Origin of the sequence: Amycolatopsis sp. NPDC005232 (assembly GCF_040607795.1) — a bacterium.
Taxonomy (GTDB): domain Bacteria; phylum Actinomycetota; class Actinomycetes; order Mycobacteriales; family Pseudonocardiaceae; genus Amycolatopsis.
The window spans coordinates 58,969-78,808 of the sequence record NZ_JBEXHL010000022.1 but is presented as its reverse complement, the minus strand read 5'-3'; the positions used below and the strand labels follow the sequence as shown (position 1 = coordinate 78,808).

19 protein-coding genes are annotated in these 19,840 nt (G+C 68.4%); 14 read left to right on the top strand and 5 right to left on the bottom strand.

The features are described 5' to 3' along the window. Positions 1–442: 442 nt before the first annotated feature. Both ABZU76_RS33965 and ABZU76_RS33960 read right to left on the bottom strand, forming a co-directional pair. On the bottom strand, positions 443–1,183 hold the full coding sequence (locus ABZU76_RS33965; protein ID WP_354876840.1) for a hypothetical protein: 741 nt from the start codon (positions 1,181–1,183) through the stop codon (positions 443–445). Between the two features lie 1,109 nt (positions 1,184–2,292). Continuing rightward, positions 2,293–3,888 carry a helix-turn-helix domain-containing protein gene (locus ABZU76_RS33960; RefSeq protein ID WP_354876837.1) on the bottom strand — a complete coding sequence of 532 codons (1,596 nt, stop codon included), beginning with the start codon at positions 3,886–3,888 and terminating at the stop codon, positions 2,293–2,295. A gap of 330 nt (positions 3,889–4,218) precedes the next feature. On the opposite strand from ABZU76_RS33960, the gene ABZU76_RS33955 reads away from it, so the two are divergent. From ABZU76_RS33955 to ABZU76_RS33890, 14 genes are all read left to right on the top strand, one after another. After that, positions 4,219–4,686, top strand: coding sequence for an Hsp20/alpha crystallin family protein (locus tag ABZU76_RS33955; protein WP_354877012.1), 468 nt, complete (start codon positions 4,219–4,221; stop codon positions 4,684–4,686). A 10-nt stretch (positions 4,687–4,696) separates the two neighbouring features. After that, complete coding sequence (locus tag ABZU76_RS33950; RefSeq protein ID WP_354876834.1) at positions 4,697–5,230, top strand: general stress protein; 534 nt, start codon at positions 4,697–4,699, stop codon at positions 5,228–5,230. Continuing rightward, positions 5,230–7,116, top strand: coding sequence for a molecular chaperone DnaK (dnaK, locus tag ABZU76_RS33945; RefSeq protein ID WP_354876831.1), 1,887 nt, complete (start codon positions 5,230–5,232; stop codon positions 7,114–7,116). The genes ABZU76_RS33950 and dnaK overlap by 1 nt, the downstream gene beginning before the upstream one ends. A 9-nt stretch (positions 7,117–7,125) precedes the next feature. Further along, the gene (locus ABZU76_RS33940) at positions 7,126–7,665 is read left to right on the top strand and encodes a nucleotide exchange factor GrpE (protein WP_354876828.1); all 540 of its coding nucleotides are present in this window, start codon (positions 7,126–7,128) and stop codon (positions 7,663–7,665) included. 6 nt (positions 7,666–7,671) lie between these two features. After that, the gene (locus ABZU76_RS33935) at positions 7,672–8,592 is read left to right on the top strand and encodes a J domain-containing protein (RefSeq protein ID WP_354876825.1); all 921 of its coding nucleotides are present in this window, start codon (positions 7,672–7,674) and stop codon (positions 8,590–8,592) included. After that, entirely contained in the window at positions 8,592–8,888 is a 297-nt protein-coding gene (locus ABZU76_RS33930; RefSeq protein ID WP_354876822.1) for a chaperone modulator CbpM, read from the top strand. The genes ABZU76_RS33935 and ABZU76_RS33930 overlap by 1 nt, the downstream gene beginning before the upstream one ends. After that, the gene (gene clpB, locus ABZU76_RS33925; RefSeq protein ID WP_354876819.1) at positions 8,879–11,509 is read left to right on the top strand and encodes an ATP-dependent chaperone ClpB; all 2,631 of its coding nucleotides are present in this window, start codon (positions 8,879–8,881) and stop codon (positions 11,507–11,509) included. Before ABZU76_RS33930 ends, clpB begins: the two co-directional genes overlap by 10 nt. Further along, on the top strand, positions 11,506–11,997 hold the full coding sequence (gene trxA, locus ABZU76_RS33920; RefSeq protein WP_354876816.1) for a thioredoxin: 492 nt from the start codon (positions 11,506–11,508) through the stop codon (positions 11,995–11,997). The genes clpB and trxA overlap by 4 nt, the downstream gene beginning before the upstream one ends. Further along, a complete protein-coding gene (locus ABZU76_RS33915) occupies positions 11,994–12,257 on the top strand; it encodes a UBP-type zinc finger domain-containing protein (RefSeq protein WP_354876813.1) in 264 nt (87 codons plus the stop codon). Before trxA ends, ABZU76_RS33915 begins: the two co-directional genes overlap by 4 nt. After that, the gene (locus ABZU76_RS33910; RefSeq protein ID WP_354876810.1) at positions 12,254–13,945 is read left to right on the top strand and encodes an FAD-dependent oxidoreductase; all 1,692 of its coding nucleotides are present in this window, start codon (positions 12,254–12,256) and stop codon (positions 13,943–13,945) included. The genes ABZU76_RS33915 and ABZU76_RS33910 overlap by 4 nt, the downstream gene beginning before the upstream one ends. Next, positions 13,945–14,394: a DUF1931 family protein gene (locus ABZU76_RS33905; protein WP_354876807.1), complete on the top strand. Its 450-nt coding sequence runs from the start codon at positions 13,945–13,947 to the stop codon at positions 14,392–14,394. The genes ABZU76_RS33910 and ABZU76_RS33905 overlap by 1 nt, the downstream gene beginning before the upstream one ends. Before the next feature lie 11 nt (positions 14,395–14,405). Next, complete coding sequence (locus ABZU76_RS33900; RefSeq protein WP_354876804.1) at positions 14,406–14,984, top strand: STAS domain-containing protein; 579 nt, start codon at positions 14,406–14,408, stop codon at positions 14,982–14,984. 41 nt (positions 14,985–15,025) lie between these two features. Next, positions 15,026–15,727 (top strand): PrsW family glutamic-type intramembrane protease, encoded by a 702-nt coding sequence (locus ABZU76_RS33895; RefSeq protein ID WP_354876801.1) that lies wholly within the window; start codon positions 15,026–15,028, stop codon positions 15,725–15,727. Positions 15,728–15,905: 178 nt separating this feature from the next. Beyond that, positions 15,906–17,060 carry a hypothetical protein gene (locus tag ABZU76_RS33890; protein WP_354876798.1) on the top strand — a complete coding sequence of 385 codons (1,155 nt, stop codon included), beginning with the start codon at positions 15,906–15,908 and terminating at the stop codon, positions 17,058–17,060. Between the two features lie 20 nt (positions 17,061–17,080). Here the strand turns inward: ABZU76_RS33890 and dmpG are convergent, their stop codons facing one another. From dmpG to ABZU76_RS33875, 3 genes are read right to left on the bottom strand one after another with little or no spacing between them, the layout of a single operon-like run. After that, entirely contained in the window at positions 17,081–18,094 is a 1,014-nt protein-coding gene (gene dmpG / locus ABZU76_RS33885) for a 4-hydroxy-2-oxovalerate aldolase (protein ID WP_354876795.1), read from the bottom strand. Continuing rightward, complete coding sequence (locus ABZU76_RS33880; protein ID WP_354876792.1) at positions 18,091–19,032, bottom strand: acetaldehyde dehydrogenase (acetylating); 942 nt, start codon at positions 19,030–19,032, stop codon at positions 18,091–18,093. The genes dmpG and ABZU76_RS33880 overlap by 4 nt, the downstream gene beginning before the upstream one ends. After that, positions 19,029–19,826 carry a fumarylacetoacetate hydrolase family protein gene (locus tag ABZU76_RS33875; RefSeq protein WP_354876789.1) on the bottom strand — a complete coding sequence of 266 codons (798 nt, stop codon included), beginning with the start codon at positions 19,824–19,826 and terminating at the stop codon, positions 19,029–19,031. The genes ABZU76_RS33880 and ABZU76_RS33875 overlap by 4 nt, the downstream gene beginning before the upstream one ends. Positions 19,827–19,840: the final 14 nt, after the last annotated feature.

The window sequence follows — 19,840 nt, the reverse complement described above, 5'->3', positions numbered from 1 at the left end:
AATCAGGCGCTACCGTCGATGCTGAAGCAGCAGTCTCTCCGGCTACCAGTCCCACAACAGCAAAAAGGGACACTAGCACTCGACTTGCACGGGAATTAACCCAACGATTGACCGGGAGTCTTCGCGCACGACTAGACAACGACCTCAGTCCACCAGGCACAGCATTAGCCTTCCACCCCTGGATGACCACAGGTCATCAGCTCGCACGCCGCCAGGATCTCAGGCCGCGAGACGAAGTTACACAGCCTCCCAGCGAAACAAATCAGCCGTTAGGGCTAACCACTCCGGATCGTCGTTAGAAAAACGTAAATAGCGATGAGGCCGAAAATATTACCATCAATTAGGAATTCCTTTAACTTGCTCGAAATGCCGGACTTCCACCAATCCTGTTAACCGAGCACGGGCCGCTGAATCGCAACGGGCCACGCCGTTGGCGTTGAACCTAGATGGCAATGTGGGGGTGGCGCTCGCACGCAGGTCGATGACCAGCCGCCTGCTCGTCGAACTCGGACCGCACGATCTTGACGAGCTGACGGGCCCGGACAGCGCCAACTCCAAGTCGAGCCCTCAGCGTGTCGGCGGAAATCGGTTTCTGAAGAGCCATGCGATGGGCCGCGTCTTCTTGCCGGGCCTGCGCCAAGAGGGCCTCCGGCACCCGGGCGGCAACCGCTTGCCCAGCACCTTGCTGCGGGACGCCCTCGTCGCGTTGAGCCTGCGTCTCCTGCGTGAGATCAACCGAGCTTGCCCGCTCGGTCGCTTCGGACCCGGCGAGTTCGTGCGAAACCCCCAGACGGTTCGTGTGGCCGATCGCCTGCAGCAGGCCGGGACCGACCTCTGACCAGCCGATCAACAGCAGCGGCCCCACCGCGTCGAACAACGCCTTGCCGACCTCGCCAGCAACGAGTGGTTCGGCCACGTTCAACGCCAACGTCACCGCACTCGCACCAACCAACAGCCGCCGCGCAGACCGCATGCTCACAGAAGGCGAGCCACACACCGACAGCCGACGAACCGCGACGAGCAATGCCACAAAAGTCAGATCAACCGCGGGCGCAATGAGCGGCGCCACCCATACAGGCACACCCAACCGAAGAACAAGCCCCAGCACATTGCCGAAGCCGCAGAAAAAGGTCAGGCCGACGACCGTACCCATGATGGCCGTCACAGTGCGGATGATCACCACGCTCCCGCCCTCGGCGCCGCCGCAAGTGCACACGGTGGACGCGAGCGAACTGCCCTTCGCGACCGCTCCCGCATCGGCAACCGGCGGTAGGTGTTCCCGGCGACCGTCGGACACCACCGCCGGGCGCCCGCCGCCGCTGGAAGAACCCGTTCAACCACTGCGCGACCGGGCGGCACAGTGCGGCATGAGCGAGCCCGAGAGGTTGGAAACACGACGGCAGAGAGCGACAGGGGCTGACACCTTGGTCACCCGGCGGCCCAGGAAAACGACCCTCTCCGACATCACTCGTGTCGAGGGCGTGTTCGCCGGCGGCGTGATCGCGCAGGGGACAACGCCGAAGCCCGCCTCAAACCCCGGGACGACGCCGCCTGGACCACCATCGACGGCAAGATCGACACCGTCCTTCAACTGCGCGCAACGAGCCCGAACCCGGCCACCGAGAAACCCGCCCTCACCGCGCTGCTGACCGCGCTCGGATGACAGAGATACCGCGACATCGAAGCAACCCGCCGAGAAGTCGCGAACACCCCGCACAGGTGACCGCCAGACTGACCGTCGACTGGGCCCCGATCCAGTTGCGGCCTCGGCGCCGCCCGGATCGACCCCGCGTGCATGGCGCTCTGGCTCAATCGCCGAAAGCCACACCCCCGCCAGGCCGAAGCTTGGGCCAGGCACTCCCGGCCTGGCACCACGAGCCCGAAGCCGGTCTGGACACCTTCTTCACCCTCGACGTTCGCGTTTGGACCCGAATCGCCAGAGACGATCCGCAGCTCACCGTTCGCGGGGCCGCGACTTGATGGCAGACACGCCGTCAGACCCACCCGTACAGCTGAGGATTACCCGCAGCGGACCTCGCAGTACCGCAGCCCAAAAGACCGGCGAACCACGGCCGTCTCCTTCGCGGAGTCAAGATCGTCGCCCACGCCGAGGCCACCTTGCCGACCGGTTACGCAGACTCCCAAAGGCTCGACGTCGTCGAGCATCTCGAGCAACCGACCGCGATTCGCCGTCGCGAATCGTCAAATGCAATTGGGTAAGCTGGCGTTTGGGCGCGGCCACACCGGCGAGAAGCAAGACCACTACCGTCGCTGCCCACGGGCCCTCCCCGTTCACTCAGAACCCCGTAGCACCTGCCACGCCCTGGTGGCCACGTGCAAGTTGAGCCTGCTTTCGACGTCATTGAGGTCGCGGTCGGTGATCTCTCGGATCCGGCCCAGCCGGTAGCGCAGGGTACTCCGGTGGATCACCAGCGCGGAAGCGGTCTTGTCGTAGTGACCGCCGCATTCGAGGTACTGCGACAGCGTCTGGACCAGACTCGTGTTCTTTTGCTCGTCGTAGTCGAGAAGCCGGCCGAGCCATTCCCGCACGAACGCGACGATTTCGGCGCGATTCTCTCCGGTGTCCAGAATTCGATAAAGGCCCAGTTGGTCGAATGTCGTCGCACCATTGGGTGACCTTGATTTCTGGCGGATGTCCAAGGCTCGCAAGGCTTCCGAGTGAGACCTCGGAAAGTCGTGAGGGCTGTCGCAGCGGGCACCGACCCCGATCGCACAGGCGCTTCCGAGGCTCTTCGAAAGGGTGCGGTACAGCGCGTCCCCGTCCGGGCGGCCGCGGACGAGGAGCACCACCGCTCCCGCGCGCCGCGAGATCATCGAGCTCAGCTGTAACGAGGCAGCCGCCCGGCCGGTGACTGCGGCGACAGCGTCGTCGGCCTGCTTCCCGCTCCATTGGACGACGATCACGCAATGAGGGCCGCGCAGATCGTGCCCGATCGCATCGGCGCGAGCGTAGGCGCTCTCGTCGTCGGTGCCGGTGATCAGGTCGTCGACCAGGTCACGGTGCAGGCGTAGCTCGACCTCGGCGAGATTGCGCTGGTGGGACAGCTCCAGCGCCAGCACCGTCGTCCCGTATTCGAGCGCGAACATCTCGTGGCTGCCCACGGTCCTGCGGGGGTCCACGAGCGCCACCACGCCGAGCACCTCGTAGCGCGGTTTGACCAGCGAGATCAACCGATCCTTCTCCCGGACCGGATGCGGGACCGCCGCGGCGCGCCTGAGGAGCTCCTCGCGCCGGTGGGATATGGGCTTCGGGTACGGATCTGGCTTGCTGGGACCGGCCCAGGCCTTCAGGTTGCCGAACCGGTCTTCGATCGCGACCGGCAACGATGTCAGCTGGTGCAGCGCGTGGGCGATGCCAGGCTCGCCCGCACCGGACACGGAGATGTTGGTGAGGACCTCGTGCACGTGCGTCTGTTGCTCGAGTCGGGCGACCGATGCGGACAGCCTGCCGTTGAGATCCTGCAGGTCGAGGGCCTGTTTCCGCTCTCGCCGGTGGAGCGCGGCGTTCGCCAGCGCATCCGCCGTCTGCTGGCTGAGCCCTTCGAGCAAAAAGAACTCGTCCTTCGACGGCTCCATTGCCGCGTGCACCACCAGGTAGCCTCTCAGGCTGCTCAGCCCGCGCAGCGCGAAGCCCCAGTACCAATCACCGTCGGGTAGGACGAGCGGGCCGCTGCCGCCGTCGAGGAACCGGACCTGCCGGTCGAGCTCCGCGTCCGGCTCCGCGTCATCCCGACGGCTGAGTGCGCCGTCGATGATCAGGTACGCCGCCTTGGCCCCGCAGCCGCTCAGCGACAACAGCGACGTGGCGGCAAGCCGAATGATGTCGTCGGCTTCACGGCCGTCGAACAGCCCGCGCAAATTCGACAAGTGGCCACGCCACCAGCTGTCCGACCGTTGTAGATCTTGGTGGGCTCCGCCCGCCGCCGCGGGTGACATCCGGGCCTCCGACCGCCGACTGGACAAAATCTTACACGGATGATCCTGCTCTGCCGGGTCGATCGTCCGCGCGAATTTCGACCTGCCAGGCGCACGCGCGACCATGGCCGTCCTTGTCACGATGTGTTGTGTCCCAAGAGGCCACTGCGACGGTCTCGCTTCTCGCGGTACCCGCAACTCGTGCCCGCCAGGAGAACGCGTCACATAGTCCGTTGGACGCGGTACGTCTCTTCCTGACAGGTGCCCGGAATGAGGAGAGTTATGACATTAATGCGTTTCGACCCGTTCCGCGATCTCGAACGGTTGACCGAGCAGGCCATGGTAGGCGCCCGCGGTCCGCGGGCGATGCCGATCGAGGCCTTCCGCCGCGGCGACCAGTTCATCGTCGCGCTGGATCTACCGGGAGTGGACCCCGGCGACGTCGACGTCACGGTGGAACGCAACGTGGTCACCGTGCGAGCCCGTCGCGCCCCGCTGCGCCGTGAAGGTGACGAACTGGTGGTCGACGAACGGCCGCAAGGTGAGTTCAGCCGCCAGTTCTTCCTCGGCGACAACCTGGACAGCACGCGATTGTCCGCGGAAGTCGACCACGGTGTGCTCGTGCTGGGTATCCCGGTTGCCGAAGCCAGCAAGCCTCGCAAAGTCGAAATCGGCAGTGGCACCGAAACGAGCGAGAAGAAGCCTCAGATCGTCGAAAAGGCTTCTCGAGAAGAACACGCGAACGCCTAGGAGCCAGACGATGACTGCGCAGCCCGGCGCCACGACGCCACCACCGCGTCACTCTTCGGAACAGCTCAGATCGGAACAGAGCGCCGCGAGCCAGCGTCGTCCGATCGGCGCTTACGAGACCTACAGCGAAGCGGAGCGTGCCGTTGACTACCTGTCGGACAACGGCTTCCCGGTCCAGCGGGTCGCCATCATCGGCTCGGACGTCAAGCTGGTCGAGCAGGTCGTCGGGCGCCTGAACTACGGCGGCGCCGCGCTGCGCGGAGCCGGCTCGGGTGCCATCACGGGGCTGCTGATCGGCTGGCTGTTCGGGATCTTCAACTGGTTCATGCCCTTGCTGGCGACCTTCACCCTCGCCGTGTACGGACTCGTGTTCGGCGCGGTGATCGGCGCGATCTTCGGCCTCGTGACCCACGCGCTCCAGCGTGGCCGCCGCGACTTCGCCTCGGTCCGGGTCACGACTCCAACCCGCTACGAGGTCGTCGCCGACGAAGCCGTGGCCGACGAAGCCAAGAACCTGCTCGGCAAGATGAAAGGAGGCGTGTGATGGCCAAGGCAGTCGGCATCGACCTGGGCACGACCAACTCGGTGATCGCCACCTGGGAGGGCGGCGAACCCACGGTCATCGCCAACGCGGAAGGCACCCGGACCACCCCGTCGGTGGTCGCGTTCACCGAAAGCGGGGAGCGGCTGGTCGGCCAGCTGGCCCGCCGCCAGGCGATCCTCAACCCGAAGGGCACCGTCTACTCCGCGAAGAGGTTCATCGGCCGGAAATACGACGAGATCGGCGACGAGGCCAAGGCTGTCGGCTTCGACGTCGTCGAGGGTGAGGGCGGCGTCGTCCGGTTCAAGGTCCGCGACAAGCTTTACTCGCCGGAGGAGATCAGCGCGCAGATCCTGCGCAAGCTCGCCGACGACGCGGGCAAGTTCCTCGGCGAGCGGGTGACCGAGGCTGTCATCACCGTGCCGGCGTACTTCAACGACGCCCAGCGGCAGGCCACCAAGGACGCCGGCAAAATCGCCGGCCTCGAGGTCCTGCGCATCATCAACGAGCCGACCGCGGCCGCGCTCGCCTACGGGCTCGACTCGAAGAGCCACGAGACGGTCCTCGTGTTCGACCTCGGCGGCGGCACCTTCGACGTGAGCCTGCTCGACGTCGGAGACGGCGTGGTCGAGGTCCGGTCGACCGCCGGAGACACCCACCTCGGCGGTGACGACTTCGACCGCCGGATCGTGGACCACCTCGCCGATCAGTTCCAGAAGGACAACGGCATCGACCTGCGTTCGGATCCACAGGCGCTGCAACGGCTCTTCGAAGCCGCGGAGAAGGCGAAGGTCGAGCTCAGCTCCGTCAGCCAGACGAGCGTGAGCCTGCCGTTCATCACGGCGGACAAAGACGGCCCGAAGCACCTCACGACCACCTTGATGCGCTCAGTGTTCGAACAGATCACCGCGGATCTGGTCGAGCGGTGCCTTGGCCCGGTCAAGCAGGCAATGAGCGACGCGAAGGTCACCGCGAACGACATCGACGAGGTCATCCTGGTCGGCGGATCGACACGGATCCCGGCCGTGCAAAGCCTGGTCCGCAGGCTGACCGGTGGCAAGGACCCGAACATGAGCGTCAACCCGGACGAGGTCGTCGCGCTCGGTGCGGCGGTCCAATCCGGTGTGCTCAAAGGCGAGGTCAAGGACGTCCTGTTGCTCGACGTCACCCCGCTGTCCCTCGGCGTCGAAACCCGGGGCGGCGTGATGACGAAGATCGTCGAGCGCAACACGACCATCCCCGCGCGGCGGACCGAGGTGTTCTCCACTGCAGAGGACAACCAGCCCGCGGTCGACGTCGTGGTGCTCCAGGGCGAGCGGGAAAGGGCGGCCGACAACCGGGTCCTCGGGCGCTTCCAGCTCACCGACATCCGCCCGGCGCCGCGGGGCGAGCCCCAGATCGAGGTCACCTTCGACGTCGATGCCAACGGCATCCTCGACGTCACCGCCAAGGACAAGGACACCGGCGCGCAGCAGGGCATCACGATCAGCGAGAGCTCGAATCTCGACCAGGCGGAGATCGACCGCATGGTCACCGAAGCCGAACGCAACCGGTCCGAGGACCTGCGACTGCGCGAGGAGGTCGACGCGCGCAACCTGCTCGACTCCGCGGCGTACCAGGTCGAACGGGCGATCACGGACACAACCCCGCCGCACGAGAAGGCGCGGGCGGAGATGCTCGTCCAACAGGCTCGTGAGGCCGTGAAGAACGCGGCTCCGGTGGACCAGGCGCGTTCGCTGACCTCGGAGTTGCAGCAGGTGCTGGCCGGGCTCAACGCTCCCCGGGCGACCGGCGGCAGCGACGGCGAAGGAGGCAGCGGTTCCGGCGGCGGCGCGCAGCAGGCGGCCGACGAGGACGACGTGATCGACGCGGACTTCGACCGGGCGTGAGGCGGATCGATGACCACCCCAGGAAAGGCCGCGGAGCAGGGAAACCCCTCCGCGGAGGTCGCCGAGGCCGGCACAGTGCCCGGCCCGCAGGAGGTGCCGGCCCCGGCGGCCGGGGCGGAGGAGAAACTCGCCGAGCTCGAGGACCGGTGGCGGCGGGCCTTGGCCGACCTCGACAACGTGCGCAAGCGCCATGCCACGGAGCTGCGGCGGGAAGTGGAAGCCGAGCGTGCGAGGGTCGCGGCGGCCTGGCTTCCGGTGCTCGACAACCTCGAACTGGCGCTCGCGCACGCCGAGGCGGACCCGTCGGCCATCGTGCAGGGCGTCCACGCGATCCGGGATCAAGCCGTCCAGCTGCTCGCCGGTCTCGGGTACCCGCGTGACGACGAAACCGACGTCCGGTTCGACCCGAACAGGCATGAGGTCGTCGCCGTCGTCGAGGACCCGGCCACCGAACCGAACACCGTGACCCGTGTAGTGCGCCCCGGCTACGGGACCGACCGGCGCCAGTTGCGGCCGACGGCCGTGACGGTGTCCAAGTCACAGGGGTGATGACCGGTGGCAACCGATTTCTACGAAGCTCTCGGTGTCGCCAAAACCGCGAGCGCCGATGAAATCCAGCGGGCGTACCGGAAACTGGCGCGGCAGCTCCATCCCGACGTGAACTCCGACCCGAGCGCGGAAGAGCGCTTCAAGGAGGTCAGCGAGGCCTATCAGGTGCTGTCCGACCCGGAGCAGCGCAAGAAGTACGACCGGTTCGGCGCGGACTTCCGCCGCGTGCCCGACGACTTCGACGAGCGGGTCTACGCCGGTGCCGGTGGACGGAGTGGCGGCCGCGGCCGCCAGGCAGGTCCGGGCTTCGCCGGCGGTTTCGAGGGCTTCGAAGGCGTCGACATCGAGGACCTGCTGGGCGGCTTCTTCCGGAGCCGGGGCTCCGGCGGGCCGGTCGCGGGCGCCGACCAGGAGGCCGAGCTCGAACTGACGGTCGACGAGGCGTACCGGGGCGGGCGACGGCACCTGAGCATCGCCGGCGCGGGCGAGCGCAGTTACGACGTCGACATCCCGGCCGGCGTGCTCGACGGACAGCGCATCCGGCTCGCCGGTCAGGGCGGGCGGGCGTCCGGGAACGCCGCGCCCGGTGACCTCTACCTCGTGGTGCGGATCAAGCCGCATCCTCGCTACCGCCTGTCCGGGCGCGACATCACGGTCGAGCTGCCGGTGTCGCCGTGGGAGGCGGCGCTCGGCGCCACGGTCCCCGTGCTGACGCCCGGTGGTGAGGTCAAGGTGCGGGTCGTGCCCGGCTCGTCGACCGGACGGCGGCTGCGGCTGCGCGGCGAGGGCCTGCCCAACCCCAAGGGCAAGCCGGGCGATCTCTACGCCGAGGTGCGCGTGATGGTGCCGAAGAAGCTCGGCAAACGGGAGCGGGAGCTCTTCGAGGAGCTGTCCGCGGTGTCCGACTTCGACCCCAGGAGGACCTGATGGCCGAGTACCTGCTCGCGCGCCCCGTCCGGCTCAGCCTCGACACGGTAGCCGCACGAAGCGGACTGCACCCGGAGCTGATCCGCCGGTTCGTCGCGCTGAGCCTGGTCGACGGCACCGCCGATGCGAGCGGGCGGCTGTGGTTCGCGCCGTCCGCCGTTGACACCCTCGCGCGCATCCAGCGCCTGCGCACGGGCCTTTCCCTCAACTACGCGGCCATCGGGCTCGTGCTCGACCTGCTGGACCGACTCGACGTCCTCGAAGCCCAAGTCAGGAGCCACCAGCGATGGACATGAGCAAGCTGACCCAGAAATCACAGGAAGCGCTGCAGGAGGCCCAGAGCGTGGCGCAGCGCCACGACCACACCGAGACCGACGGCGAGCACCTGCTGCTCGCCCTGCTCGACCAGGCCGACGGCCTGGCGCCCCGGCTGCTCGTGCAGGCGGGCGCGGACGTCGACGGTCTCCGCGAAGCCGTCGAAGCCGAGCTCGCGCGGCGACCGAAGGTGACCGGCCCCGGCACCACACCCGGGCAGGTCTACCTCACCCGGCGCCTCGCCGGTCTGCTGGACGCCGCCGAACGGGAAGGAAAGCGGCTCAAGGACGAATACGTCTCCGTCGAACATCTCGTGCTGGCACTCGTCGACGAGGGTGCGAAGTCCACCGCGGGGCGGCTGCTGACCCGATACGGTGTGACACGCGATTCGTTCTTGGCGGCGCTGACCAAGATCCGCGGCAACCAGCGGGTCACCTCGGCCACCCCTGAGGGCGCGTACGAGGCTCTGGAGAAGTACGGCCGGGACCTGGTCGCCGACGCGCGATCGGGCAAACTCGACCCGGTCATCGGCCGGGACGCCGAGATCCGCCGGGTGATCCAGATCCTGTCGCGGAAAACTAAGAACAATCCTGTGCTGATCGGCGACCCGGGCGTCGGCAAAACGGCGATCGTCGAGGGCCTCGCCCAGCGAGTCGTGCGCGGCGACGTGCCGGAAGGCCTGCGGGACAAAACGATCTTCTCGCTCGACATGGGCGCGCTCGTCGCCGGGGCGAAGTACCGTGGCGAATTCGAGGAGCGGCTCAAGGCCGTGCTGGCCGAGGTCAAAGCCGAAGAAGGACGCATCCTGCTCTTCGTCGACGAGCTCCATACGGTCGTCGGGGCCGGCGCCACCGAAGGCGCGATGGACGCCGGGAACATGCTCAAGCCGATGCTGGCGCGCGGTGAGCTCCACATGATCGGGGCGACGACGCTCGACGAGTACCGCAAGCACATCGAGAAGGACGCCGCACTGGAGCGCCGGTTCCAGACGATCGTCGTCGACGAACCCTCCGTCGAGGACACCATCTCGATCCTGCGTGGACTGCGGGAGCGGCTCGAGGTGTTCCACGGGGTCAAGATCCAGGACGGCGCACTGGTCGCCGCCGCGACCATGTCCCACCGTTACATCACCGACCGCTTCCTGCCGGACAAGGCGATCGACCTGGTCGACGAGGCGTGCGCGCGGCTACGTACGGAAATCGACTCCATGCCCGCCGAACTCGACGAGCTCACCCGGCGCGTCACCCGCCTGGAGATCGAGGAAGCCGCACTGTCCAAGGAATCCGACCAGGCCAGCAAAGCACGGTTGGCGGACCTCGACCGGGAACTCGCCGATCTTCGGGCCGAAGCGGACTCGAAGAAGGCACAGTGGGAAGCCGAGCGTCAGGCGATCCGGCGGGTCCAGGAGCTGCGGTCCGAACTGGAACGGCTGCGCCACGAAGCCGACGAAGCGGAACGGAACTACGACCTGAACCGCGCGGCCGAGCTGCGCTACGGCGAGATCACCGAAGCCGAGCGCCGACTTGCGGCGGAGGAAGAACAGCTGGCGGGCAAGCAGGGCCGGAAGCGACTGCTGCACGAGGTTGTCACCGAGGACGAGATCGCCGAGATCGTCGCCTCGTGGACCGGGATCCCGGTTTCCCGGTTGCAGGAAGGCGAGCGGGTAAAGCTGCTGCGGCTCGACGAAATCCTGCACGAGCGGGTGATCGGCCAGGACGAGGCCGTGCGGCTGGTCGCCGACGCGGTCATCCGGGCGCGATCGGGCATCCGCGATCCGCGCAAGCCGATCGGGTCGTTCATCTTCCTCGGCCCGACCGGTGTCGGGAAAACCGAACTGGCCAAGACCCTGGCGGCGGCCTTGTTCGACAGCGAGGACAACATGGTCCGGCTCGACATGAGCGAGTACCAGGAGCGGCACACCGTCTCGAGGCTGCTGGGCGCTCCGCCGGGTTACGTCGGCTACGACGAGGGCGGACAGCTCACTGAAGCCGTGCGGCGCAAGCCTTACTCGGTCGTGCTGTTCGACGAGATCGAGAAGGCGCACCCGGACGTGTTCAACACGCTGCTCCAGGTGCTCGACGACGGCCGGATCACCGACGCGCAGGGCCGTACCGTCGACTTCCGCAACACGGTGATCATCATGACCTCCAACATCGGCTCGCAGCACCTGCTCGACGGGGTCACCTCCACCGGCGAAATCAAGCCGGACGCCCGGGACGCCGTGCTGGCCGAGCTGCGGCACCACTTCCGGCCGGAGTTCCTCAACCGCGTCGACGACATCGTGCTGTTCACCCCGCTCGGGCCGGCCGAGATCGAGCGGATCGTCGACCTGCAGTTCGACGAGCTGCGCCACCGGCTGGCCGAACAGGGCATCTCGGTCAAGCTCACCGCGGAAGCGAGGAAGCTCATCGCCCAGCACGGGTTCGACCCCGTGTACGGCGCCCGGCCGCTGCGCCGGTACATCTCGCACGAGGTCGAGACCAAGATCGGCCGCACGCTTCTGCGCGGTGAACCGACCGAGGGGCTGGTGATCACGGTCGACGCCAAGGACGGCGAGCTCGTCGTCACCTACAGCGGGGGCGAAGGGAGGTCCGCGGCATGAGCACCGACACCGGAACCGCCGGCACCGTCGTCTGCGAACACTGCGGCCACAAGAACCGCGTCCCGGCCGCCGCCGCGGGCAAGCCGAAGTGCGGGCATTGCCACCAGCCGCTGCCCTGGATCGTCGACGCCGGAGACAACGACTTCGCGGAAGTCGCGGAGCGGGCCACGATGCCGGTGCTGGTCGACCTCTGGGCCACCTGGTGCGGGCCCTGCCGCCAGGTCAGCCCCGCGCTGGCCCAGCTGGCCCGGGAGCGGGCCGGGAAGGTCAAGCTCGTGAAGGTCGACGTCGACAAGGCACCCGGGCTGTCCCAGCGGTTCGACGTGAAGTCCGTGCCGACACTCATGGTGCTGCGCGGCGGCGAAGTCGTCACGCGGCAAGCGGGCGCCGCGCCAATCCCCGTGCTGCGCGAGTGGCTCGATCAGGCGCTGGCGCGGCCGGAAAGTACCCCCAAGACCACCTCGACCAGGGAAGGTGACGTGCGATGACGCACGTCGTCGACCGGCATCTCGCGCTCGTCCAGGACGTGGTGCCGCGAACCCCCCAGGGCTGTGAGGAGTGCCTGGTCGCCGGCACGCCGTGGCTGCACCTGCGGCTGTGCCTGACGTGCGGGCAAGTCGGCTGCTGCGACTCGTCGCCGATGAAGCACGCCAGCAAGCACGCCTACGCCATCGGGCACCCGATCGTGCGCTCGTTCGAGCCCGGGGAGACTTGGCGCTGGTGCTACGTCGATCAGACCTTCGTATGACCGCCGCGACCGGGATCGACCTCGGCGCGCCGCTGACCGAGACGCCGGACTCGTACGGAGCGTTTCCCCGGCTCACGGACGAGCAGATCCGCACGCTCCACGCTGGTGGTGACCGCCGTCCGGTCGAGGCGGGCGAGGTGCTGTACGCGCAGGGCGGGCAACCGTCCGAGTTCTTCGTGGTCTTGAGCGGCAAGGTCGCCATCACCGAAGGAACCGGGGACGACGCGAAGGTCGTGCGCGTGCACGGACCCCGCCGGTTCCTGGGCGAGGTCGGCCTGCTCGAAGGCCAGCCCGCGTTCGTCGGCGCCGTGGCCGCCGAACCCGGCGAGGTGCTCACCATCCCGGTGAGCGCGGTGCGGCGCCTGGTGCTCGGCGATCCGGTGCTCGGCGATCTGATCCTGCGTGCCTACCTCGTGCGACGGACACTCCTGATCGGGTCCGGCCACGGGCTGCGGATCGTCGGCTCCTGCTATTCCCCGGATACCAGGCGGCTGCTGGAGTTTGTGGCTCGCAACCGGCTCCCGTACCGGCTGGTCGACGTCGAGAAGGATCAGCAGGCCGAGGCGCTCCTGCAGCGCTTCGGCGTCGCCGTCGAGGACACCCCCGTGGTCGTGCTGAACGGCACCGAAGTGCTGCGGAACCCGAGCACCGCCGAGGTGGCCAGGAAAGTCGGGCTACGGCCGCCGCAACCGGAACGCGGTGTACAGGACCTGCTCGTGGTCGGCGCCGGGCCCGGCGGTCTGGCCGCGGTGGTCTACGGCGCTTCCGACGGGTTGAGGCTGTCGGCGTTCGACGCCGTGGCCCCGGGCGGCCAGGCCGGGACGACGTCCCGGATCGAGAACTACCTCGGCTTCCCGCCGGGGATCTCCGGCGCGGAGCTGGCCGAGCGATCGGTGATCCAGGCGGCCAAGTTCGGGGTCCGGGTCGCTGTGCCGGCCGAAGCGCGCAGCCTCGAACCACGCGGCGGCCGCTTCGCCGTCGGATTCGACGACGGCATCGAGATCGTTACCCGCGCTGTCGTGATCGCCACGGGCGCCCGGTACCGCCGGCTCGTCGTACCCGGCATCGAGACGTTCGAAGCGACCAGCGTCTACTACGCCGCGACTCTGCACGAAGCGCGTCGATGCCTGGCCTCCCCCGTGGCCGTGGTCGGCGGCGGCAACTCGGCCGGCCAGGCGGCCGTGTTCCTCGCGGAAGGTTCGCCGGTGGTCTACCTGGTGGTGCGCGGCGGCGATCTCACCGCGAACATGAGCCGCTACCTCGTCGACCAGGTCGAACGGCATCCGCGGATCACCGTGCTCGGCCACACCGAAGTCCGCGAGCTCGTCGGCGGTGACGGTCTCGAATCCCTGGTCGTCGAGAACAACCGCACCGGTGAGCGCCGCGTCCTCGACGCCCGTGCGCTGTTCGTCTTCATCGGGGCTTCCCCGCACACCGCCTGGCTTTCCGGGATGGTCGCCCTCGATGAGGACGGGTTCGTGCTCACCGGGGCAGACGCCGAGGGGTTCCGCGACGCCGACGTGTGGCGCGGGGTACCTCGCTCGCCGTTGGTGCTGGAGACGAGCAGGCCGGGTGTGTTCGCCGTGGGGGACGTCCGCCACGGCTCAGTCAAACGGGTGGCCTCAGCGGTCGGGGAAGGCGCCATGGCCGTCCGGTTCGTGCACGAACATCTCTCACAGGAGGCCTGATGCCAGTCATGGGTGTGGCGAGGTTCGAACGGTTCTTCCGGATGGCCGCGAGCCTGGACGTCGACAAGAGCGATCTGAAACGGTACGACGAGTTCCTGGACCGCAGGATCTACGACCTCTTCGTGCTCGCCAAGGCCACGGCCAAGGCCAACGGGCGGGACGTCATCGAGCCGCGAGACCTGCCGATCACCAAGGGACTGCAGGAGCGCATGCACGAGTTCCTCAAGATGGACGAGGACCTGGAAGTGGTGCCGCTGCTCGATCAGCTCCTGTCGCGTCCCCCGCTCGGGATCGCGATCTCCGAAGACACCGAGGCTCGGCTCCCGGCCATCGCCGGCGGCCTCAGCGTGGCTCTCGCCCAGGCGTTCAAGATCATCGATCCGCGCGTCAAGAACCCCGGCTCCGCCGAGTGGGACCAGGTTTTCCGGATGTTCGAACTGCTCCTCTGAAAGGGCCGCGCATGGTCAACGAACTCTCACTCAACCTCGATCAGCCGGCGTACGCGGTGGCGTTCGCCGAGCTGCACCGCCTCACCGGGCCGGCGCGCGAGGTCGCCGCCACGGCGGCGAACTTCACGGTCACCTCGACCTTGCGCGACGACCACCACACCGTCGTCACGGTCCGCGGGCCGATCGACGCGCGGGCCCTCCGCCTCCTGGCCGCGCACTTCGCCGGGCTGCTCCACGCCGGCACGCGGCACCTGGTGCTCGACCTGTCCCAGGTCGAGCAGATGGACGACGGCCTGTTCGACCTCGTGCACCGGGTGGAGGACCGGCTGACGGCGCTCAACGGCCTGTTCGAGCTGACCGGGCTCGCGCCGCCCGTGCTGTACGCGATGGACGACACCCTGCTGGCCGAGGTTTTTTCTTGGTACCGAGCCGTCATTGACGACCCGAAACCGCGTGCCGAGCTGTGGTCGTCACTGCGCTGCCCCCAAGGGCTCGAGGACGTCGCAGAGCCCGGTTCCGCGGACCGGTACCGGACTTTCATCGACACGGCCGCCCACGGCCGCGGCGAGCGGTGGGGGAAGCGCAGGTGAGAGTTGTCGCCGAACGGCCGAAACGACGTATGTGGCTTCGGATGTTCGGAGTCGGCCTGGTCCTGTGGATACTGTCCGCGGTCGTCACCTATCTGACCGGGAACCCCAACCTCATCCCCACCCTGGTGCTGCTCGGCACCTTCCTGGTGCCGGTGACCTTCGTCGCGTGGGCCTTCGAGCGCCGGGACTCCGGCGAGATCACCGCCGAAATCGTGTTCCGCACATTCATCGTCGGCGGTGTGCTCGGCGTGCTCGGCGCATCGGTGCTGGAGACGTATCTGCTGTACCCGTCGCCGTGGCTGTACGTCGGCGTCGGACTCATCGAGGAAGCAGTCAAACTGGCCGCGCTCGCACTGCTGACCCGGCACTTGGCCGTGAAGTCCTTGGGCGACGGGTTGATCCTGGGCGCCACGGTCGGGTTCGGGTTCGCGGCCCTGGAATCGGCCGGGTACGCGCTGACCGCGCTGTTCACCCCTCAAGGGCTGTCTCTGTCGGATTTGGTGACCACCGAGCTGCTGCCGTGGCAGTACGACCTGCTGGTGCGCGGCCTGCCGGCCGCGCCGACCGGCACCCGGGTCGGGCTGTACACGACGCTGACCTGGGTTGGCCAGTGCCTGATCGCGGCGATCGGGGTTGTGTGGCTACTGGTGCTGGTCACGCGGGCGCGCCGGGAACGACCGGGCACGCCACCGGCACGGGCCTACCGTGTGGCGACGTCCTGGCATCCCGCCCTTCCGCTCTGACCCGCTGTCCGGCCGGTAGCCAAGCTCGGTGCCGAATTAGATGGTCGACGCTGACTTGGACGACCGGCGTCGGCGGCCGGCCGAACACGGCGCCGCTGCTCGCGGCGTCGCCCGGGCGGGTGGTTTGGCCGGCACCGCCCGGGGAAACCGGCAGGTGCCGATGAGCGAGGTGAACCACATGAACGCACCACGCCCGGTGATCGTCGGGGTGCTCGCCGACGAAGGGCTGCCGGAGCAGGTGATCACGACCATCGCCGACGATCTACCCGGAATCTTCGGCGCCCGAGTGAGCGGGGAGATGCGGTGGCGGGTGGAGCACGAGGTAACGCAGCTGCCGCTGGACGAAGACGGGGACATACCGATGCGCACGCTGTCGCAGCGGCACCGGCAGGACCGGGGCTGGGACCTGCTGGTCCTGCTCACCGATCTTCCCCGGCGCGCGGGGACAAAACCCGTCGTGGCGGGGGTCGACGTCGAGCACAGGGTCGCGATGATCTCGCTGCCCGCGCTCGGTGCCGTCCTGGTGCGTCACCGGGCACGGACGTTGCTGGTCCGCGTGGTGCGGCAGCTGGTGTCGCGGCGGCTCGAAGTCGACGGAGATCATTCTGAACGAGGATCGGTGGCGCGGTGGCGTGAGGCGCTGGCCCCGACGGAGCGCATGTCCGGCGGACACCAGTCGGCCACGACTCATCTCGCTCTGGTCGGGCTGCGTGGCCGGCTACGGCTGCTGGCCGGGATGGTGCGGGACAACCGTCCGTGGCGGCTCGTTCCGCACCTCGCGGGCGCCACCGCGGCGGCGGCCGGGACCGCCGCCTACGGCATCATCACCAGTTCGTTCTGGAAGCTCGCGGACGCGCTGTCCCCGATGCGGCTTGCGGCGATCACGGTGGTCACCGTCCTGGTCATGACGGTGTGGTTGACGGTGTACAACCACCTGTGGGACCGGCCTTCCGAGGTCGCCGGGCGACGCAAGGCTCTGCTGTACAATGTTTCCACGGCGACCACGCTGGCCATCGGGGTGGCGTGCATGTACGCGATCCTGTTCGTGCTCGCGCTGCTCGCGGCGGCCGTCCTGATCGACAGCGGCTATTTTGCGCAGGCTCTGGGGCACCCGGTCGGCGTGGGTTCGTACTTGAACCTGGTGTGGTTGTGCAGTTCGGTCGGGATCGTCGCCGGTGCGCTCGGATCGAGCCTGGAGGACGAAGAGACCGTCCTCAACGCGACCTACAGCCGCCGAGAGCGGGAACGCCAAGAACGCAACCGGCGCCGACGGGAATACCGGACGTCCCGGGACGTCGACTGCGCCACGCAGACCGCGCGAAGGGACAAGTAACCGACGGCGTTGCAGGCAGATCACCTCCGGCGCCCGGCCGCAAGGTCGAGAGCAACGTCGGTGATCATGTCCTCCTGGCCACCGACCATGCCGCGACGGCCGACTTCCACGAGAATCGCCCGGGTGTCGAGGCCGTACCGCGTCGCCGCAACCTCCGCGTGGCGCAGGAAACTCGAGTAGACACCGGCGTAGCCCAGGCTGAGGGTTTCCCGGTCCACGCGGACTTCGCGATCCTGCAACGGACGGACGAGATCGTCGGCGGCGTCCATGAGCGGAAACAGGTCGCAGCCATGCTCGTGGCCCATCAGATCGGCGACCGCGATGAAGGCTTCGAGAGGGCAGTTCCCGGCACCCGCGCCCTGCCCGGCCAGGGACGCGTCCACCCGCGTCGCGCCGTTTTCGACCGCTACCACGCTGTTCGCGACACCGAGAGCGAGGTTGTGGTGGGCGTGGATGCCCAGTTCCGTGGCGGCGTCCAGGACGTCGCGGTAGGCGCGGAAGCGGTCGCGCACGCCGTCCATCGTCAGCCGGCCGCCGGAATCGGTGACGTACACGCACTGCGCGCCGTAGGACTCCATGAGTTTCGCCTGCCGCGCCAGCTCGGCGGGTTCTGCCAGGTGGGACATCATCAGGAAGCCCGCGACGTCCATGCCGAGTTCGCGGGCGGCACCGATGTGCTGGGCGGAGATGTCGGCTTCGGTGCAGTGGGTGGCGATCCGCACCGACCGGACACCCAACGCGTGGGCCTGCCGCAGGTCGTGCAGCGTGCCGATGCCGGGCAGCAGCAACGTGGTCGGCACGGCCCGGCGCGCGACGTCGCACACGGCCTCGATCCACTCCCAGTCGGTGTGAGCGCCCACGCCGTAGTTGATGCTCGAGCCGGACAGCCCGTCGCCGTGCGCGATCTCGATCGCGGCGACGCCGGCGGTGTCCAATGCGGACGCGATCGCCCTGGCCTGCTCGACGGTGTAGCGGTGCCGGACGGCGTGCATGCCGTCTCGCAGGGTCACGTCCTGGATGTACAGCCGGGTCATCGGGCCCTCCCCTCGCCCGCGCGGCGGGCAGCGATGCGTTCGGCGGTGCCCAGCGCCGCCGAGGTCATGATGTCGAGGTTCCCGGCGTAGGCGGGCAGGTAGTGGGCGGCGCCTTCGACCTCGAGGAAGACCGACACCTTCACCGGAGCGTCCCCGGGCGGAACCAGGGCGCGCAGCGGATCGTCCGCCGCGACCGCGTCGAACTGCACCTTCTGCTTGAGGCGGTAGCCAGGAACATAAGCCTGCACCCGGCCCACCATCCGCTCGACCGACGCCGTGATCGCCTCGGTGTCGGCTTCCGAAACCAGGCAGTACACCGTGTCGCGCATAATCAGGGGCGGCTCCGCGGGGTTCAGCACGATGATGGCCTTGCCGCGCGCCGCGCCGCCCACCTGCTCGATCGCCGCGGCGGTGGTCTCGGTGAATTCGTCGATGTTGGCGCGAGTACCGGGCCCGGCGGACCGCGAAGAGATCGAGGCGACGATCTCGCCGTAGTGCACCGGAGTGACCGCGGCGACCGCCGCGACGATGGGAATCGTGGCTTGGCCGCCACAGGTCACCATATTGACGTTCGGGGCGTCGAGATGGGCTTCGAGGTTCACCGGCGGGACGACGTAGGGGCCTACGGCGGCCGGAGTGAGGTCGATGACGGTTCGGCCGAGAGCGCGCAGCACCTTGTCGTGGTAGCGGTGCGCGCCGGCCGAGGTCGCATCGAAGACGTATCGGACATCGGTGAACTCGTCCAGCCGCACGAGCCCGTCGACGCCTTCGTGGGTGGTCGCGACCTTCAACCGGCGGGCCCGGGCGAGGCCGTCGGAGGCCGGGTCGATCCCGGCCATCGCGGCGATTTCGAGGATTTCGGACAGCCGCAGCACCTTGATCATCAAGTCGGTGCCGATGTTACCCGACCCGATGACGGCTACTTTCGCTTTGCTCACCGGGCTTCTCCTTCGTCCGCGAAGCCGACCCGCACCGAACCGAGCCCGGAGAGCTCGGCGTGGAAGACATCCCCCGGCGCGACGGCGACCATCGGTCCGAGTGCGCCGGTCAGCACGACATCCCCCGCCCGCAGCGGATCTCCTCGCTGGGCCAACGTGGACGCCAGCCACAGGGCGGCGGCGAGCGGGCTGCCGAGGCAGTCGGCACCGCTGCCCTCCGAAACCACCGAACCGTGGCGGGACAACGTCATCCGCACCGTCCGCAGGTCCACGCGGTCGAGCGGCAGTCGAGTGCCGCCCAGCACGAACAGGCCGGACGACGCATTGTCCGCGACGGTGTCAACGATGGAGATGTCCCAGTCGGCGATCCGGCTGTCCACGATCTCCAACGCGGCCGCCGCGAAGCCGGTGGCGCGCACCACGTCCGCCGCGGTGCAGTCCGGATCCGGCAGGTCGTCGGTCAGCACGAGCGCGATCTCGGCCTCAACCTTCGGCTGCAGCAGCCGGCGGGCGGGCACGGTCCCGCCGTCGGCCACGGCCATGTCGGTGAACACCGCCCCGAAATCAGGCTGAGCGACACCCAGCTGGCGCTGGACGGTGGGCGAGGTCAGGCCGATCTTGCGGCCGGCCAACCGCCGGCCCGCGGCCAGCGCGCGCTCGGTGTTCAGCCGTTGCACCGCATAAGCGGCCTCGATGTCGCCGAAGGTGAACAGATCGCGGATCGGCAGGCACGGCCTGCCGGTGTCGACGGCGTTCCACAGCAGGTCCGCGGCTTCGCGGACGGCGGCGTTCACGGCAGCCACCGGAT

Excerpts from the sequence above, each read along its gene's own strand:
- ABZU76_RS33955 (WP_354877012.1), top strand. The coding sequence starts at position 4,219 with ATGACATTAATGCGTTTCGACCCGTTCCGCGATCTCGAACGGTTGACC.
- ABZU76_RS33900 (WP_354876804.1), top strand. The coding sequence starts at position 14,406 with ATGGTCAACGAACTCTCACTCAACCTCGATCAGCCGGCGTACGCGGTG.
- dnaK (WP_354876831.1), top strand. The coding sequence starts at position 5,230 with ATGGCCAAGGCAGTCGGCATCGACCTGGGCACGACCAACTCGGTGATC.
- trxA (WP_354876816.1), top strand. The coding sequence starts at position 11,506 with ATGAGCACCGACACCGGAACCGCCGGCACCGTCGTCTGCGAACACTGC.
- ABZU76_RS33895 (WP_354876801.1), top strand. The coding sequence starts at position 15,026 with ATGTTCGGAGTCGGCCTGGTCCTGTGGATACTGTCCGCGGTCGTCACC.
- ABZU76_RS33890 (WP_354876798.1), top strand. The coding sequence starts at position 15,906 with ATGAACGCACCACGCCCGGTGATCGTCGGGGTGCTCGCCGACGAAGGG.
- ABZU76_RS33910 (WP_354876810.1), top strand. The coding sequence starts at position 12,254 with ATGACCGCCGCGACCGGGATCGACCTCGGCGCGCCGCTGACCGAGACG.
- ABZU76_RS33905 (WP_354876807.1), top strand. The coding sequence starts at position 13,945 with ATGCCAGTCATGGGTGTGGCGAGGTTCGAACGGTTCTTCCGGATGGCC.
- ABZU76_RS33915 (WP_354876813.1), top strand. The coding sequence starts at position 11,994 with ATGACGCACGTCGTCGACCGGCATCTCGCGCTCGTCCAGGACGTGGTG.
- clpB (WP_354876819.1), top strand. The coding sequence starts at position 8,879 with ATGGACATGAGCAAGCTGACCCAGAAATCACAGGAAGCGCTGCAGGAG.
- ABZU76_RS33950 (WP_354876834.1), top strand. The coding sequence starts at position 4,697 with ATGACTGCGCAGCCCGGCGCCACGACGCCACCACCGCGTCACTCTTCG.
- ABZU76_RS33930 (WP_354876822.1), top strand. The coding sequence starts at position 8,592 with ATGGCCGAGTACCTGCTCGCGCGCCCCGTCCGGCTCAGCCTCGACACG.
- dmpG (WP_354876795.1), bottom strand. The coding sequence starts at position 18,094 with ATGACCCGGCTGTACATCCAGGACGTGACCCTGCGAGACGGCATGCAC.
- ABZU76_RS33940 (WP_354876828.1), top strand. The coding sequence starts at position 7,126 with ATGACCACCCCAGGAAAGGCCGCGGAGCAGGGAAACCCCTCCGCGGAG.